The 16,823-nt window shown below is 58.3% G+C and carries 14 protein-coding genes and 1 pseudogene; 3 read left to right on the forward strand and 12 right to left on the reverse strand.

Going from position 1 to position 16,823, the window contains the following annotated elements:
• Positions 1–59: 59 nt before the first annotated feature.
• The 3 genes and pseudogenes from AC6I7A_RS10885 (at position 60) to AC6I7A_RS10895 (ending at position 1,861) form a co-directional block, all read left to right on the forward strand.
• A complete protein-coding gene (locus AC6I7A_RS10885; protein ID WP_058957341.1) occupies positions 60–1,058 on the forward strand; it encodes an aldo/keto reductase in 999 nt (332 codons plus the stop codon).
• A 51-nt stretch (positions 1,059–1,109) separates the two neighbouring features.
• Positions 1,110–1,444, forward strand: a pseudogene (locus AC6I7A_RS10890) (type II toxin-antitoxin system RelE/ParE family toxin).
• An 84-nt stretch (positions 1,445–1,528) separates the two neighbouring features.
• Positions 1,529–1,861: a HigA family addiction module antitoxin gene (locus AC6I7A_RS10895; protein WP_058957342.1), complete on the forward strand. Its 333-nt coding sequence runs from the start codon at positions 1,529–1,531 to the stop codon at positions 1,859–1,861.
• A 130-nt stretch (positions 1,862–1,991) separates the two neighbouring features.
• Here the strand turns inward: AC6I7A_RS10895 and flhE are convergent, their stop codons facing one another.
• From flhE to cheA, 12 genes are all read right to left on the reverse strand, one after another.
• Positions 1,992–2,384, reverse strand: coding sequence for a flagellar protein FlhE (flhE, locus tag AC6I7A_RS10900; RefSeq protein ID WP_009089686.1), 393 nt, complete (start codon positions 2,382–2,384; stop codon positions 1,992–1,994).
• Positions 2,384–4,483, reverse strand: coding sequence for a flagellar biosynthesis protein FlhA (gene flhA / locus AC6I7A_RS10905; protein WP_046102007.1), 2,100 nt, complete (start codon positions 4,481–4,483; stop codon positions 2,384–2,386). The genes flhE and flhA overlap by 1 nt, the downstream gene beginning before the upstream one ends.
• Positions 4,476–5,627 (reverse strand): flagellar biosynthesis protein FlhB, encoded by a 1,152-nt coding sequence (gene flhB, locus AC6I7A_RS10910; RefSeq protein ID WP_046102008.1) that lies wholly within the window; start codon positions 5,625–5,627, stop codon positions 4,476–4,478. The genes flhA and flhB overlap by 8 nt, the downstream gene beginning before the upstream one ends.
• Before the next feature lie 191 nt (positions 5,628–5,818).
• A complete protein-coding gene (cheZ, locus tag AC6I7A_RS10915) occupies positions 5,819–6,460 on the reverse strand; it encodes a protein phosphatase CheZ (protein ID WP_009089682.1) in 642 nt (213 codons plus the stop codon).
• Between the two features lie 9 nt (positions 6,461–6,469).
• Positions 6,470–6,859 (reverse strand): chemotaxis response regulator CheY, encoded by a 390-nt coding sequence (gene cheY, locus AC6I7A_RS10920; protein ID WP_003849158.1) that lies wholly within the window; start codon positions 6,857–6,859, stop codon positions 6,470–6,472.
• Positions 6,860–6,898: 39 nt separating this feature from the next.
• On the reverse strand, positions 6,899–7,948 hold the full coding sequence (locus tag AC6I7A_RS10925; RefSeq protein ID WP_009089678.1) for a protein-glutamate methylesterase/protein-glutamine glutaminase: 1,050 nt from the start codon (positions 7,946–7,948) through the stop codon (positions 6,899–6,901).
• Positions 7,948–8,820, reverse strand: coding sequence for a protein-glutamate O-methyltransferase CheR (gene cheR / locus AC6I7A_RS10930; RefSeq protein ID WP_009089677.1), 873 nt, complete (start codon positions 8,818–8,820; stop codon positions 7,948–7,950). Before cheR ends, AC6I7A_RS10925 begins: the two co-directional genes overlap by 1 nt.
• A 78-nt stretch (positions 8,821–8,898) precedes the next feature.
• On the reverse strand, positions 8,899–10,575 hold the full coding sequence (locus tag AC6I7A_RS10935) for a methyl-accepting chemotaxis protein (protein WP_046102009.1): 1,677 nt from the start codon (positions 10,573–10,575) through the stop codon (positions 8,899–8,901).
• A gap of 104 nt (positions 10,576–10,679) precedes the next feature.
• On the reverse strand, positions 10,680–12,242 hold the full coding sequence (locus AC6I7A_RS10940) for a methyl-accepting chemotaxis protein (RefSeq protein WP_498003598.1): 1,563 nt from the start codon (positions 12,240–12,242) through the stop codon (positions 10,680–10,682).
• A 243-nt stretch (positions 12,243–12,485) separates the two neighbouring features.
• Positions 12,486–14,159, reverse strand: coding sequence for a methyl-accepting chemotaxis protein (locus tag AC6I7A_RS10945; protein WP_140028663.1), 1,674 nt, complete (start codon positions 14,157–14,159; stop codon positions 12,486–12,488).
• 162 nt (positions 14,160–14,321) lie between these two features.
• Positions 14,322–14,816 carry a chemotaxis protein CheW gene (gene cheW, locus AC6I7A_RS10950; RefSeq protein ID WP_009089670.1) on the reverse strand — a complete coding sequence of 165 codons (495 nt, stop codon included), beginning with the start codon at positions 14,814–14,816 and terminating at the stop codon, positions 14,322–14,324.
• A 23-nt stretch (positions 14,817–14,839) separates the two neighbouring features.
• On the reverse strand, positions 14,840–16,822 hold the full coding sequence (cheA, locus tag AC6I7A_RS10955; RefSeq protein ID WP_181161907.1) for a chemotaxis protein CheA: 1,983 nt from the start codon (positions 16,820–16,822) through the stop codon (positions 14,840–14,842).
• Position 16,823: the final 1 nt, after the last annotated feature.

Here is a 16,823-nt window from a genome sequence, read left to right on the forward strand (position 1 = left end):
AGCAATTCATGGCTGTCGGCATGAGTGAAACAATGGCGGCTCACTCACGAGGAGAGACAATGAAAACACGCACGTTATCTCAGGGGCTGGAGGTCAGCGCGATCGGTTATGGCGCAATGGGGCTGAGCGAATTTTATGGTCATACCGACGACCGCCACTCACTGCAGCTGCTTAACCAGCTACGCGAAACCGGCATCACCTTTATCGACACCGCCGATCTTTATGGCCGCGGCCACAACGAGCAGTTGATCGGTCAGTTTCTTGCCGGGCTGAGCCAGGCCGACCGGCAGACATTTACCGTCGCCACCAAATGTGGCATCGCCCGGCCAGCGGATGAGGCCTATGCCCGCACCATCAATAATGAGCCGGACTACATTATCCGCAGCTGCCACGCGTCGCTGAAACGACTGGGCGTTGAGCGCATCGACCTGTTCTATCTGCATCGTATCAGTCCAGCGACACCGATTGAGGAGAGCATGGCGTGCCTCAGCAGTCTGGTGCAGCAGGGCAAGATTGCACAGATTGGATTATGCGAAGCCTCCGCCGCCACGCTGAAGCGCGCGCATGCCGTGCATCCTCTGGCGGCATTACAGACGGAGTATTCACTCTGGACGCGGGACATTGAGGCGGCGATCCTGCCAATGGTGAAACAGCTCGGCATCGGACTGGTGCCCTACTCGCCGCTGGGCAGAGGTTTTCTTACCGGTAAATACCGTAACAACAGCGATTTTACTGAAGGCGACTTCCGCAAAAATAATGACCGCTTCCAGCAACAAAATCTCGACCACAATCTCAGCCTTCTTAACGCGATCGCGCCGCTGGCTGAGAAATATCATGCCACCAGCGGGCAGATTGCGCTGGCGTGGTTACTGGCTCAGTATGAAAAAGTGGTGCCGATCCCAGGCACGAAGCAGCTCGTCTGGCTTCATGAAAATGCCGGGGCCGCAGAGATTGAACTGGAAGAGGCCGATGTCCGGCTGCTGAATGGCCTGCATCAGCAGATCGAAGTCAAAGGTGGCCGCTACTCTGAAGAGGGAATGAAGGGGGTAAATGGCTGACCCTGATTAGCACTTGCGCACTGTGCAACGGTGCGCTAAGCTGATTTCAACATGATACAGGGAGGTCATGATGTGGCAACGTTAAGGAACATCGACAGTTTCAGGGATGAATGGCTCAGGGACTTTTTTTATATGGGAAACATTCCGGAAAAATCCCGATGACACTCTCATCAGCCCTGGCCAGAAAGCTCGATATTATTAATGCCGCGGTAAACTATCAGGATCTGAGATCACCACCAGGCAATCGTTATGAGGAGCTGAACCCACCTCTGAAAGGATATGCGGCAATCAGAGTCAATGAGCAATACCGGCTGATTTTCAAATGGATCGACGGTAAGGCTGTTGATCTTTATCTGGACCCGCATAGTTACAAAAGACACAAATGATAATCACCAGACATCCTGATGTCGGACGCTGCCACCCTGCCGGCAGCATTATCAGACGCTGAAAGAGATGAAGAGAGCAACGATATGAATCAGGCGACCCGAAAACCGACTACTGTTGGCGACGTGTTACTTTACGAATACCTGGAGCCAGCTGGCCTGAAAATCCTTGATTTAGCAGAGATGCTGAAGGTACACCGTAACACCGTCAGCGCTCTGGTGAATAATAACAGGAAGCTGACACCGGATATGGCTTTCAGACTGGCTGCGGCCTTTGAGACCAGTGTGGAGTTCTGGCTTAACCTGCAAAACAGTGTTGATGTCTGGGAAGTGATGCACGATGTACGCGCTCAGGAGGAGATCAGTCGCGTAACCCCGCTGAAGACGTTTCTGGCGCAGAAAGAGAATCAGGTGGCGTGAAAGTGAAGAACGTCGCCCTGACGGCGCGTTTACAGGCAAATCTTTCAACGGACACCAGGGCCGCGCTGAGCGCGCCCTGATATCACATCTCCCGGATCTCAGGCTTCTTTCAGGCTCTCCGGTAAACGCCCTACTCGTAGTTGACCATCACTTCGCTGCTGACCACCCGCAAACCTGGCGGCAGCGCCCCGCTTCCGGCAAAACCAAACACCATATGCAGCGGTTCATCGGCACTCAGATGGGCCAGCCCGCGCGTCACACCGCTGGCCCCCTCCAGCGTCGCGCAGCGCTGCACGCCGCAGAGCCGCACCTCCAGACCGGAAGGCGCCGGCCGGCTCAGCTCATAACGCCAGCTGATTACGCTGACCTCACCGCCCACACCGGTGGGGGGCGTCAGCGGCTGCGACCGCATCCAGCTGCCCCGGTTTGCCAGCGGTGGCCCGCTGGCACTGCCACTCCAGGCCCCGCCGGCCGCCTGTGCCATCAGCGGCAGCAGCAACAACAGAGCAATTGGCCAGCGCATTATTTGCCTCCGATGGTGGCGGTCATGCGGATCTGACGGTTGTCGCTCAGCTCCAGATTTGAAATTACCACCAGCTGTGGCAGGTTGCGGCGCAGGAAACGCGCCAGCAGCGCACGCAGCGGATGATTGACCAGCAGCACCGGTGGCGCGCCCAGCATCTCCTGACGCTGCAACGCCGCCTGAGCCTGGCTTAACAGCCGATCGGCCAGCCCCGGCTCCAGCCCGCCGCCACCCTGCAGGGCCTGCAGCAACAGCCGCTCCAGCGTCGAGTCCAGCCCGATCACCTGCACCTCATCATTACCCGGGAACCACTGCTGGGTAATCGCACGGCCCAGCGCCACACGAACGACGCTGGTCAGCTCCTGCGGATCGCTCTGCACCGGCGCATGCTCCGCCAGCGTTTCAATGATGGTTCGCATATCGCGAATCGACACCCGCTCAACCAGCAGGTTCTGCAACACTTTATGCAGCGTCGTCAGCGTGATCACACCCGGCACCAGATCTTCGGTCAGCTTCGGCATCTCCTGCGTCACCCGATCCAGCAACTGCTGCGCTTCCTGACGACCAAACAGCTCGCTGGCGTACTGACCAATCAGGTGATTCAGGTGGGTCGCGACGACGGTACTGGCTTCCACTACGGTAAAGCCCTGAATCTGCGCCTGCTCTTTCAGCGCGCTGTCAATCCAGACCGCCGCCAGGCCAAAGGCGGGATCGACTGTCGCTTCACCCGGCAGCGAGCCAGCCGCCGTGCCCGGGTTGATCGCCATCCAGCGGCCAGGGTACGCATCCCCGCTGCCAATCTCCACCCCTTTCATCAGAATGCGGTAGCGTGCAGGCGGCAGCTCCATATTGTCGCGAATGTGCACGACCGGCGGCAGGAAACCCACATCCTGAGCGACCTTCTTACGGATACTGCGGATACGCCCCAGCAGCTCGCCATTTTGCTGATGATCGACCATCGGAATCAGGCGGTAGCCCACTTCCATGCCCAGCGTGTCTTCCAGTTGCACATCGGTCCAGGAGGCTTCCGTGGTGGCAGGCGTGTCCGCCGCCGCTTTGTTACTGATGCTGCCTGCACTGTCCACTTTCTTCTTCGGCTGCATTTCGCGGCCGCGCAGCCACCAGGCCAGACCCAGTAAGGCTGCGGTAAACAGCAGGAAGACAAAGTTAGGCATGCCCGGCACCAGGCCCAGCAGACCGATTACCCCGGCGCTGAGCATCAGCACGCGCGGATCTTTGAACAGCTGGGTGACCATCTGCTCGCCCACATCCTGATCGGTGGCGACGCGCGTCACGATAACACCGGCCGCGGTGGAGATAACCAGCGCCGGGATCTGAGCGACCAGACCATCACCGATGGTCAGCAGGGTATAGGTTTCTGCGGCATGACCCACATCCATACCGTGCTGCACCACGCCGACCAGCAGGCCGCCGATGACGTTAATCACCATGATCATGATGCCTGCGATGGCATCCCCGCGAACGAACTTACTGGCACCGTCCATCGAGCCATAAAAGTCCGCTTCCTGGGTCACCTCTGCACGGCGACGCTTGGCCTCATCTTCGCCGATCAGACCGGCGTTGAGGTCGGCATCGATTGCCATCTGCTTACCGGGCATCCCGTCCAGCACAAAGCGCGCGCCAACTTCCGCGATACGCCCGGCACCCTTGGTAATAACCATGAAGTTGATGATGACGAGGATGATAAACACCACAATACCGATGGCGAAGTTTCCGCCCACCAGGAAGTGGCCGAACGCTTCCACCACCTGCCCCGCCGCCGCGGCACCCGTGTGTCCTTCCATCAGGATGATACGGGTCGACGCGACGTTGAGCGCCAGGCGCAGCAGCGTAGAGAAGAGCAGGATGGTCGGGAATGCCGCAAACTCCAGGGTCCGCTGGGTGAACATCGACACCAGCAGGATCATGATTGACAGCGCAATGTTAAAGGTAAACAGCAGATCGAGGATGAATGGCGGTAAAGGCAGCACCATCATCGACAGGATCATCAGGATCAGCACCGGACCTGCCAGCACCTGCCACTGCATCTCTTTAAAGTTGCCCGGTAAACGTAGTTTTGCGGCCAGGTTGTTAGCCATCGTTTTTGCTCTCTCCTGCAAAGTCCATCTCTGCCGGAACCGGCAGGTTTTTTGGTTTGGCTGGGATCAGGCCGCCTTCACGCTTCCAGCGGCGTGACTGCCAGACCCATGCCAGTACCTCTGCCACGGCAGCATAAAGCGCGCCGGGGATGTGCTGACCAATCTCAGTGTGTCGATACAAAGCACGCGCCAGCGGCGGTGCTTCCAGAACCGGGATGCGGTGCTCCGCGCCCAGTTCACGAATTCTCAGGGCTATCTCGCCTGCGCCTTTGGCGACGACTTTTGGCGCACTCATCTTCTTCTCGTTGTACTGCAGCGCCACCGAGTAGTGCGTCGGGTTGGTGACGATAACGTCAGCTTTCGGCACATCCGCCATCATGCGGCGGCGCGCGGCGGCGCGCATCTGCTGGCGGATACGCCCCTTAACGTGCGGGTCACCCTCCTGCTGCTTATGCTCGTCGCGGATCTCCTGCATCGACATCTTCAGCTTTTTGAAGTGGCTGTAGAGCTGCCAGAAGACGTCATATCCCACCATCGGCACCAGCCCCAGCATCACCAGCGAACAGCAGACGGCGATCATCTCCATGCCGTGGATCAGCGCGTTAATCGGGGCTTCGCTGATCAGCCGCAGCATCTCCGGCCAGTGGCTCCAGATGTACCACCAGCCTACGGCACCGACGAGAATGGTTTTGAGCACGCCTTTAAACAGTTCGGTCCAGGCCTGAGCGGCAAACATCCGCTTGAAACCAGCCATCGGACTCAGTTTTTTCAGGTCGAACTTGATCGATTTGCCGCTGAACACGATACCGCCCAGCAGCATGGGGGCGGCAATCGCCACCAGCACCAGCCCGCCCATCAGGGGCAGCAGCGCCATCAGCGCCTGCGTGATCAGTCCGCCGATGTGGCTGACAATGATTTTGTCATCTCTGACCATGCCATGATCAAAGCGGAGGCCGGTGGCGACCATCGCGGCCAGCCGGTGCGCCATCATGTTGCCGCCTACCCACAGGATCATGATGCCGGCCAGCAGCATCAGTAATGACGTCAGTTCGCGCGAACGCGGAATCTGGCCCTCTTCACGCGCTTTCTCAAGTCGGTGGGCCGTGGGCGATTCTGTTTTGTCTTCGTCGCTTTCTTCAGCCACGACAAACCTCAGCTGGCAGGAATTCTGAGCATAGGATGCCAAATCTGGCTTAAGTCAAAGCGGAGATAAGATGGGGAAAAAGGGCGTTCTTTCGGGGATGAATCTGGCAATGCGGAACGGGGCCACCGGAGGGTGACCCTGTTTTACGGCAGTACAGCGCTGTTGCCCGCCCGCAGGCGGACAACATCGGGTCAGAACCCTAAGCTGTCCAGCAGGTCATCAACCTGATCCTGGTTCGCTACCACGCCCGGAGCATCGGCGTGGATCTGCGGCCCGTTCAGCAGGCTGGTGCCTTCCTGGCGCTTCTCTGCACTGACTTCCGGCATGTTCTCCAGCAGCACCATCAACAGCTGGCGCTCAATCTCCTGGATCACATCCATCATGCGCTTGATTACCTGACCGGTCAGATCCTGGAAATCCTGCGCCATCATGATGGCCAGCAGCTGTTTGTTGGTGAAGGAGGTATGCTCTGGCACAGCGTCGAGGAATGCGCGCGTATCCGTCACCAACTCCCGCGCATCACCCAGTTCAATCGGGTTCTCAAACCACTCATCCCAACGCCCTTTCAGCTGAGTTGCCCCGGCTTCCATTTTATCCTGATGTGGCTGAGCTGCTTCAACACAGTTCAGCGCACGGTCGGCGGCCTGCGCCGTCATCTGCACCACGTAATCCAGACGGTCGCGGGCATCAGGAATAGCTTCAGCGGCATCGGCGATGGCTTTATCCAGCCCCAGCTCGCGCAGGCTGTCGCGCAGCATGCGGGTCAGAGACCCGATGCGACTGATGATGTCGTGTGCCGAGGCATCCATAGTTGGTTTCGGAAGGTCGCTCATCACATCTCCTTACATGCCCAGTTTTTCAAAAATTTTACCCAGCTTCTCTTCCAGGGTAGCGGCGGTGAAAGGCTTCACCACATATCCGCTGGCGCCTGCCTGAGCAGCAGCGATAATGTTCTCTTTCTTCGCTTCTGCGGTCACCATCAACACCGGCAGCGTGCTCATCGCCGCGTCGGCACGAATGGTCTGCAGCAGCTGCAGGCCATCCATGTTTGGCATGTTCCAGTCAGAAATGACGAAGTCGAAACCGCCTGCTTTCAGTTTGCCAAGGGCATCCACACCATCTTCTGCTTCTTCTACGTTATTGAAGCCCAGCTCTTTCAGCAGGTTACGGACAATACGACGCATCGTATTGAAGTCGTCTACTACCAAAAAGCGCATGTTTTTATCAGCCATATCTACTCCTGAGTTGTCTCGCCCGGCAGGACGGGCCTGTTAAATACGCAATGCCTGTCCGGCGCTAATTTTCGCCAGCATGTGCTGGCTGATGTTGCTTAAATCCACGACTTCATTCACACCGCCTGTGGCAATTGCCTCACGCGGCATGCCAAATACTACACAGCTGGCCTCGCTCTGGGCGATGGTCCAGGCTCCCGCCCGGTTCATCTCCAGCATCCCGGCGGCGCCGTCGTTGCCCATGCCGGTGAGGATCACCCCCACCGCATTTCGTCCGGCGTTGATCGCCACCGATTTGAACAGCACATCCACCGACGGTTTGTGCCGGTTAACCGGCGGGCCGTCATTGAGCTTCACAACATAGTTGGCACCGCTTCGGGCCAGCTCCATATGCATCGCGCCTGGCGCGATATAGGCGTGACCCGGCAGAATACGCTCGCCATCTTCCGCCTCTTTCACCGTGATCTGACACAGCTTGTTCAGACGCTCGGCAAAGGAGCGGGTAAAGCCTGGTGGCATGTGCTGGGTAATCAGCAGCGCCGGGCTGGTCGCCGGTAACGGCTGCAGCACATGACGGATCGCCTCGGTGCCGCCGGTAGAGGAGCCAATCGCAATCAGTTTCTCACTACTCAGCAGCGGCCCTGCTTTCAGCGTCACCGGGGCCGGCATCGCGGCGCGGTTATGCAGACGGGCACGGGCCGCGGCGCGGATCTTGTCGCCAATCATCTGGCTGTAAGCCAGCATCCCTTCGCGGATGCCGAGCTGGGGCTTGGTGACGAAATCGACCGCCCCCAGTTCCAGCGCCCGCAGCGTAATCTCGGAGCCTTTTCCGGTCAGAGAGGAGACCATCACGACCGGCATCGGGCGTAACCGCATCAGTTTTTCCAGGAAATCGAGGCCATCCATGCGCGGCATTTCCACATCCAGCGTCAGCACCTGCGGATTGAACTGCTTGATCAAATCGCGGGCGACCAGCGGATCCGGCGCCGTAGCGACCATCTCCATATCCGGATGACTGTTGATGATTTCCGTCATCAGTTGCCGCATCAGCGCAGAGTCATCTACGCACATCACGGTGATTTTGCTCATCATCTTTCCTTCGTCAGTCCATAGACGGTTTGTCCGCGCAGCCAGAACTCTTTACTGATCTGACTGAAGTTCTCTGAGTGACCGGCGAACAAAATGCCGCCCGGCTTCAGCAGCGGGACAAACCGACGCAGAATCTTCTCCTGCGTCTCTTTATCGAAATAGATCATCACATTGCGACAGAATATGGCGTCAAACGGCCCCGGCAGCGCCCACTCGTTAGCCAGCAGGTTAAGCTGGGCGAACGTGACCAGCCCACTGAGCTCAGGGCGCGCCCGCACCATGCCCGCATGCGGCCCGGTTCCGCGCAGAAAGAAGCGCTGCATCTGCGCCGGTGACAGCGTGCGCAGCTCCTCCTGGCGATAGACGCCGGAAACCGCTTTTTCCAGTACCTGGGTGTCGATATCGCTGGCGTGAACCTGAAATTTGCCGGGTCCGGTCCCCAGCGTTTCGGCCAGCGTCATGGCGATCGAATAGGGTTCTTCGCCGGTTGACGCCGCGGTGCTCCAGACGCTGAAGTTGCCCTGGCGCTTACGTGCATGCTCCGCCAGAATCGGGAAGTGATGTGCTTCACGGAAGAACGCGGTCAGGTTGGTCGTCAGGGCGTTAATAAACGCCTGCCACTCGGCACTGTTCGGGTCGGACTCCAGCAGCGCCAGGTAGCGACCAAAATCGTCGATGTTCAACGTGCGCAGACGACGAACCAGACGGTTGTAAACCATCTCACGCTTGTGATCGGCCAGTACGATACCGGCACGCTGATAGATCAGCTGGCTGATACGGCGAAAATGCGCATCGGAGAGCGGCAGGCGCTGCACCATCTGTGACAGCAGCGTTGTCGTCTCATTTTGATCTAATATCGTCGATTTTTTCATCTCTGCACCTGGCCCGAACTGAATACATTAACTCTGCTGCGATGTCCGGCCGCGAAACGGCGGCCGGACGACGGGCGATTAAAAGGTTTCCCAGTTGTCGTCACTGCGCGCAGCAGACTGACGGCCAACGGCTAACGGCGCATCAAGCTGTAGGGTTTTTGTCGCCGTTGTCTTGTTAACGGCCTGAGCGACAAATTCTTTACCAATATTGAACACTGAAACTGCCTGTTTTAAGTGACTTGCCTGATCTTCGAGCGCCGCAGCGGCTGCCGCAGACTCTTCGACCAGCGAGGCGTTCTGCTGGGTCACGCGATCCATCTCGGTAACCGCCAGGCCAACCTGGTCGATACCGCGGCTCTGCTCGTCTGACGCAGAGGCGATTTCACCCATGATGTCGGTCACGCGGGTTACCGCGCTGACGATGTTGCTCATGGTGTCACCGGCGCTTTCTACCAGCACCGAGCCGGTATTCACGCGACTCACGGAATCTTCAATCAGGCCTTTGATCTCTCTTGCGGCCTGGGCGCTGCGCTGCGCCAGGCTGCGCACTTCACCGGCCACCACGGCAAAACCGCGCCCCTGTTCACCCGCACGGGCGGCTTCAACCGCCGCGTTCAGCGCCAGAATGTTGGTCTGGAAGGCGATACCGTCGATGACGCTGGTGATATCGGCAATTTTCTTCGAGCTGCCCGCAATCTCTTTCATGGTGGTGACCACGCCATCCACCACTTTGCCGCCCTGCTGCGCGGTTTCCGAGGCGGTCAGCGCCAGCTTCGACGCCTGACGGGCGTTTTCGGCGTTCTGCTTCACGGTGGCCGTCAGCTGCTCCATACTGGCCGCAGTCTGCTCCAGAGAGGCCGCCTGCTCTTCCGTACGCGAAGAGAGATCGTTGTTGCCGATAGCGATTTCGCTGGCACCGGTGTAGATGGCGTCAGAGCCATCACGCACGGTACGTACGGTACGCACCAGCTCCTGCTGCATGTGCTGCAGAGAGGTCAGTAACTCACCGATTTCGTTTCGCACGCTAATCTCAATCGGCTGAGTCAGATCGCCACGCGCAATGTGCTGGATATGTTCCATGCTCTGACGCAGCGGACGGATCAGCACCGAGCGCATCACGTTCCACACCAGGATAATCATCAGCAGCGTGACCGCCAGCGTGGCAACCACGATGGTGATAGAACGGGTATAGGCCTGCTGGTTAGCTTCGACACCCTGCTTCGCCAGGACCTGGTTGTACTCAAGCCAGGCGGTGTAATCTTTCTGGAACTTGTCCTGATAGCTCTGGGTTGGCTGATCGACAAAGCCTTTGAAGTTGCCGGTGGTGAAGAAGACCATCAGCTCCGCCAGCGCATCGTGATAGGCCTTGTAGTTCGCCTGCAGTGCCAGGACGTTTTCGGCCGTTTTGCCCTTCTCCGACAGGTTATCGTTGAAGATCTGATAGTTGATTTCCGCCTGTTTCAGCTCTTCACCCGCCAGTGCCACCAGCTCTTTCACGCTGGCACCCGATCCCGCCATCTGCGCATCCTGCAGAAAACGAATACCGGCGCGGTTGAGGGTGTTGCGCGCCTGAACAAGCGAAACCCATGAGGTGCCCATAGCCTGCTGCAGCGTATTCAGACGCTGGTTGTAGGCAAAGTTATCTTTATCTGAACTGACAGTTTTGAAGAACATTCCGCCGGAAAACAGCTGCAGCAGCGCAAACAGCGCCAGCACACACAGCAGGCCGGAAACAACGCGTACTCGACTAAACATAAACACCTCATTGGTTGCGATTCGTTTTGTTTATCGGCGCAACGTGAGGGAACTTTATGGATGGCGACGGCTTTACGCCGTCACCAGAGTCAAAGGAAGGAAAATCAGGCGCGGGAAATTTTGAAAACGGAGACCGCCTGCATCAGTACGCTGGCCTGCTGCTCCAGTGCGGCGGCAGCGGCGGCCGACTCCTCAACCAGCGAGGCGTTCTGCTGGGTGACGCGATCCATCTCCGTCACCGCCTGTCCGACCTGCTCAATACCGCGGCTCTGCTCATCCGATGCCGAGGCGATTTCGCCCATGATGTCGGTAACGCGGGTGACCGCCCCGACGATCTCGCTCATGGTGCTGCCGGCGCTTTCCACCTGCAGTGAACCACTGTTGACGCGCGTCACGGAATCTTCGATCAGGCCTTTAATCTCTTTGGCGGCCTGTGCGCTGCGCTGCGCCAGGCTGCGGACTTCACCGGCCACGACGGCAAAACCGCGACCCTGTTCACCGGCTCGCGCCGCTTCCACGGCGGCGTTCAGCGCCAGGATGTTCGTCTGGAAGGCGATGCCATCGATAACGCTGATGATGTCAGCAATTTTCTTCGAGCTGCCCGCGATCTCTTTCATGGTGCTGACGACACCATCGACCACTTTTCCGCCCTGCTGAGCGGTTTCCGAGGCGGTCAGCGCCAGCTGAGAGGCCTGGCGGGCGTTGTCCGCATTCTGCTTCACGGTGGCGGTCAGCTGTTCCATGCTGGCTGCGGTCTGCTCCAGCGAGGCGGCCTGCTCTTCGGTGCGGGCCGACAGATCGTTGTTACCGGCAGCGATTTCGCTGGCGCCGGTAAAGATGGCATCAGAGCCGTCGCGCACATTGCCGACCGTCATCACCAGCGACTGCTGCATCTCATGGATGCCTGCGGCCAGCTGGCTCATCTCGTTGCGGCCATCAACCACAATCGGCTGTGTCAGATCGCCAGACGCGATAGCACGAATCTGGGTCAGCAGCTGGTGCAGCGGCTGAATCAGCACCTGACGCAGGCCAAACCAGCAGGCGACGATCACGGCAATGACCGTAATACCAATCGCGCCCAGCAGCCACATCATCTGGGTAAAGGCACGCTGGTTCTGCGCCATGCCCTGATCGGAAAGCTCAGTCTGACGTTCACGCCATGCGCTGTAACTCTCCTGCATGGCAACCTGCTTCTGCTCGATGTTCTGTTTGAACATCCCTTCCAGATCGCGGGCCTGCAGGCTCGCCACCATCCCCTTCAGCCCTTTTTCATATTGCGCATAATCCGCTTCGAGTCTGTCACGCAGCGCCACTTCCAGGCCCGGCGTGGCAGGCAGATCGTAGTAGACTTTGAAGTGACGATCGGCTTCCGCTAACTGACTGTTAGCGCGGTTCATCAGATCATCCAGCTGACCGCCGTTCATCTGCGCCGCCATGCTGGTCTGCAACCGCAGCATGGCGCGGTTCAGTGTGGTGCGGCTGTTGTTCAGAGAGATATAGGCATCCGTCATCGAGGTGACGTTGCGGTTAGAGACCTGCGACAGTGCAAAAGCCGCTTTGTCATTATTCAGAGCGGACCAGAAAAGGCTGCCAGAAATTAACTGGAGCGCGCCAAAGATAACCAGTACGGCGATTAAACTGGTCACCACTTTTATTTTTTTTAACATCTCGTTCCCCTGCAGGTTGATTAAGGTGCAGCGGCTATATCGGCGTGATTACGGGATTAATTAACGCTTTTCGGCACCTGAAGACCGAAAATGGCTTTTGTAATTATTTTTATCAGTGCGGGGCTATCAGTTTGACTTTAGTCAGAAAAATCACGGAGGGCGCTGCGCAGCCCGCAGGATGCGCAGCGTTAAATCGCACGGATCGCCAGTGCGTTTCACTGGCGTGTGGCGTTCTGTCAGCGGTCAGAAGGTTTCCCAGTGGGTGTCACTGACCGGTGCCGTCAGGGCTTTGCGTGAGGCCGGCAGCGCGGTCACGGGGGCGGCGATCGGCACATGCTTCGTCAGGGTCTGTGGGGCAGCGTCGCGTCTGATTTTAAACAGCGATACGGACTGGCTTAACCGGCTGGCCTGATCTTCCAGCGAGGCCGCCGCGGCCGCAGACTCCTCTACCAGCGAGGCGTTCTGCTGGGTGACACGATCCATTTCGGTGACCGCCTCCCCCACCTGATCGATTCCCCGACTCTGCTCATCAGAGGCCGAGGCGATTTCGCCCATGATGTCGGTGACGCGGGTCACCGCGCTGACGATATCGTTCATGGTTTCACCGGCGGTGCCGACCAGCTGTGAGCCAATGCTGACCCGGTTGACCGAGTCGTCGATCAGCCCTTTGATCTCTTTGGCCGCCTGGGCGCTGCGCTGCGCCAGGTTGCGCACTTCCCCTGCCACCACCGCAAATCCGCGTCCCTGTTCACCGGCGCGGGCCGCTTCCACGGCGGCGTTCAGCGCCAGAATGTTGGTCTGGAAAGCGATGCCATCAATCACGCTGGTGATGTCGGCAATCTTCTTCGAGCTTCCGGCAATTTCACTCATGGTTTTCACCACCCCATCCACCACGCTGCCGCCTTTTTCTGCGGTTTGCGAGGCACTGAGCGCCAGCTGTGACGCCTGACGCGCGTTTTCGGCGTTCTGTTTCACGGTGGCGGTCAGCTGCTCCATGCTGGCTGCGGTCTGCTCCAGTGAGGCGGCCTGCTGTTCCGTCCGGGCGGAGAGATCATTATTCCCGGCGGAGATCTCACTGGCACCAGTGAAAATCGCATCTGAGCCATCGCGCACCTGGCTGACGGTACGCACCAGCGACTGCTGCATCTCATGCAGACTGGCGGCGAGCTGCGTCATCTCGTTGCGCCCTTCCACGACGATGGTGTGGGTTAAATCACCCCGGGCGATATGCCGGATGTGATCGATGCTCTCGTTCAGCGGCGTCAGAACGATTTTACGCAGTCCGGACCAGCAGAGCAGAATCACCGCCAGCACGGCGACCAGAATCGTGCCCAGGATCCACATCATCCGGCTGTAGGCCGCGCTGTTCGCCTCTGCGCCCAGCGAAGCCAGGCGATTCTGATCGGCACGCCACTCACGATAGAGGGTTAAAAAGGCACTCTGACTGGGGGCGACCGGAATTTTACCGGCGGCGGTGAGATCGCCCGCCTGCAGCGCCGTCTGCATGGCACCCAGCGCCCCGGCATAATCCGCGTAGCGCTGGTCGAGCTGGCTGTTAAGTTGCTGATTCTGTCCCGGAGTGTCCGGTGTCTCTTTGAACAGCCGGTAAAAGCCCTCTGCCGACTGCTGGAATCCTTTGCTCTCTTCAAACAGCCCCGCGACGTCGGCAGTTTTGCCCTCCAGTTTGCTGGTGGCGAAACGTAACTGAACACGCGTCAGCAGGACCCGGCTCTGATTCAGGCTGAGATAGGCGTCGTTCAGTGCCTCAGTATTTTTGGCCGCCAGCTGGGAGACCGCGAAACTCTGCTTGTCGTGGCTCAGCGCGGAGTAAAAAACAGAACCGGAGATGGCCTGTAAAAGCCCAAACACCAGCAACACCAGCAACAGACTGGTGACAACACGGATTTTCGTTAACATGATTAACCCTGAAAAAAGTAAGTGATTTGAGGTGACGTCTGAAGTATCGGCAGGAGGAGGCAAAAAATCAGAGGGGGAGACGTGTTTATTATCTGAACAGAAAGGGATAATTACCGGTGAGAATGATCACGGGCCGGTTAAGACCGGCCCGTGATAAACACCTTACGCGCGCAGGTTATCGACCAGCGCCATCTCGTCGCTGCTCAGCAGCTTCTCGATGTCGACCAGAATCAGCATACGCTCGCCGAGCGCACCCAGACCGGTCAGGTATTCGGTAGACATGGTGACCGCGAACTCCGGGGAAGGACGGATCTGATCCTGGGTCAGCGACAGCACGTCAGAGACGCCGTCAACCACAATGCCGACCACGCGGTTTTCCAGATTCAGCACGATGACCACGGTGTTGTCATTGTACTCCACATCGGGCTGTGCAAACTTCACGCGCAGATCGATGATCGGTACGATAACGCCGCGCAGGTTGGTTACACCACGGATAAAGTCAGGGGTGTTTGCGATACGGGTAACCTGATCGTAACCGCGGATCTCCTGCACCTTAAGGATATCGATGCCGTACTCTTCGTCGCCCAGCGTGAAAACCAGGAACTCCTGACCTACGGTTTCGCCAGCAATTTTTGTCACGGTTGCCATTCCATTCATGTTATTTACCTTTTCGTTTTCAATCAGGCGGCAGCGCCGGCCACACGTTTTTCACGGTTCAGAGATTGCAGGGCGGAGACATCGACAATCAGCGCGACGCTACCGTCACCCAGAATGGTCGCGGCAGAGATGCCCGGCACCTTGCGATAGTTGCTCTCCAGGTTCTTCACCACCACCTGATGCTGACCAATCAGCTGATCGACCAGCAGCGCATAGCGTTTGCCCGCGCTCTGCAGGATCACGACGATCCCCTGCGTGGCTTCCGTTTTCGCGCCCTGCACATCAAAGACGTTCCACAGTTCAACCAGCGGCAGATATTCACCACGCACTTCCAGCACGCACTCGCCACCCGCCAGCGGCTTCAGCTCTTCGGCGCGCGGTTGCAGCGACTCCATCACCGCATTCAGCGGCAGAATGAAGACTTCGTCGGCCACACGAACGGACATGCCGTCGAGGATGGCCAGCGTCAGAGGCAGCAGGATGCGAATGGTGGTGCCTTTGCCCTGCTTCGAGGCGATTTCGACGTGACCGCCCATCTCCTGAATGTTTCGTTTCACCACGTCCATACCTACGCCGCGTCCGGAAACATCTGTCACCTGCTCTGCAGTGGAGAAGCCTGGCGCGAAGATCAGCATGCCGACCTCTTCATCGCTCATGTTCTCGCTGACCGGCAGGCCGGATGAGAGCGCTTTAGCCAGAATACGTTCACGGTTAAGGCCGGCACCATCATCGGAGACTTCGATGCAGATGTTGCCGCCCTGGTGTTCCGCGGAGAGCGTCAGGTTACCGGTCGCAACCTTGCCAGCCGCCACGCGTTTCTCAGGCGTTTCGATACCGTGGTCCAGGCTGTTACGCACCAGGTGCGTTAACGGGTCGATGATGCGCTCAATCAGGCTCTTATCGAGTTCAGTCGAGCTGCCCAGCAGGGTCAGTTCAACCTCTTTGCCGAGCTTGCTGGCCAGGTCACGCACCAGACGCGGGAAGCGGCTGAAGACATATTCCATTGGCATCATACGAATCGACATCACCGATTCCTGCAGATCGCGGGCATTACGCTCCAGCTGACCCATGCTGTTCAGCAGGTCGCCATGCGCGACCGGGTCCAGCTCGCCGGAACGCTGCGCCAGCATGGACTGGGTGATCACCAGCTCGCCCACCAGGTTGATCAGCTGATCAACCTTCTCTACCGCCACGCGGATACTGGTGGATTCGCTTGATTTGGCCGGGGCCGCGGCGCGCTTGCTTTCACGCTTCGCTGGTGCCACCGGCAGTTCGGTGACGCTGGCCGTGTGGACTTCTTCCACCACGGGCGCGGCAACCGCCGCCACCGGTGCGGCAACGGCGTCGTCCGCCTCCGGGAAGCGGATCTGTGCTTCGTCGATGACGAAGCAGAGCACCGCCACGATGTCATCTTTGCCCACGCCATCGATGCAGACATCCAGCGTGGTGCTGCCTTTCTGCACGTTGGTCAGGGTGCCGAGATTGCCCATCTCTTCCAGCATCAGATCGACTTCTTTCTCTTTGAGGTCGATCAGCTGAACACGCAGGCCACTGCTGCTGGTGCTGACAGGTTCTTCACTGACAGGCACCACGCTGACCGGCAGTTCTGCCGGCAGACCTTTAGCCTCCAGCGCCAGCTGGCGCAGTGCTTCACAGATATATTTGAAGCTTTCCGCGTTCGGCTCCTGCGCGGTTTTATATGCATCGAGCTGTTCCTGCATAATATCTTTGGTTTCCAAAAACAGGTTGATGATGTCGGTGCTGAGCTGCATCTCGCCGCGACGAGCACCATCCAGAATGTTTTCCAGGATGTGAGTCGTTTCCTGTAATACCGTAAAACCAAAGGTTCCGGCCCCACCCTTAATGGAGTGAGCGGCACGGAAGATGGCGTTGAGCTGTTCAGAATCTGGCTCCTGCGGGTCAAGGCCCAGCAGGTGTTGTTCCATATCCGCTAATAGCTCATCGGCTTCATCAAAAAACGTCTGGTAAAAATCGCTGATGTCCATA

Source organism: Type-F symbiont of Plautia stali, from assembly GCF_059731105.1.

Coding starts and splice junctions, on each gene's coding strand:
- AC6I7A_RS10885 (WP_058957341.1), top strand. CDS start 60: ATGAAAACACGCACGTTATCTCAGGGGCTGGAGGTCAGCGCGATCGGT.
- AC6I7A_RS10895 (WP_058957342.1), top strand. CDS start 1,529: ATGAATCAGGCGACCCGAAAACCGACTACTGTTGGCGACGTGTTACTT.
- flhE (WP_009089686.1), bottom strand. CDS start 2,384: ATGCGCTGGCCAATTGCTCTGTTGTTGCTGCTGCCGCTGATGGCACAG.
- flhA (WP_046102007.1), bottom strand. CDS start 4,483: ATGGCTAACAACCTGGCCGCAAAACTACGTTTACCGGGCAACTTTAAA.
- cheZ (WP_009089682.1), bottom strand. CDS start 6,460: ATGAGCGACCTTCCGAAACCAACTATGGATGCCTCGGCACACGACATC.
- cheY (WP_003849158.1), bottom strand. CDS start 6,859: ATGGCTGATAAAAACATGCGCTTTTTGGTAGTAGACGACTTCAATACG.
- AC6I7A_RS10925 (WP_009089678.1), bottom strand. CDS start 7,948: ATGAGCAAAATCACCGTGATGTGCGTAGATGACTCTGCGCTGATGCGG.
- cheR (WP_009089677.1), bottom strand. CDS start 8,820: ATGAAAAAATCGACGATATTAGATCAAAATGAGACGACAACGCTGCTG.
- AC6I7A_RS10935 (WP_046102009.1), bottom strand. CDS start 10,575: ATGTTTAGTCGAGTACGCGTTGTTTCCGGCCTGCTGTGTGTGCTGGCG.
- AC6I7A_RS10940 (WP_498003598.1), bottom strand. CDS start 12,242: ATGTTAAAAAAAATAAAAGTGGTGACCAGTTTAATCGCCGTACTGGTT.
- AC6I7A_RS10945 (WP_140028663.1), bottom strand. CDS start 14,159: ATGTTAACGAAAATCCGTGTTGTCACCAGTCTGTTGCTGGTGTTGCTG.
- cheW (WP_009089670.1), bottom strand. CDS start 14,816: ATGAATGGAATGGCAACCGTGACAAAAATTGCTGGCGAAACCGTAGGT.
- cheA (WP_181161907.1), bottom strand. CDS start 16,822: ATGGACATCAGCGATTTTTACCAGACGTTTTTTGATGAAGCCGATGAG.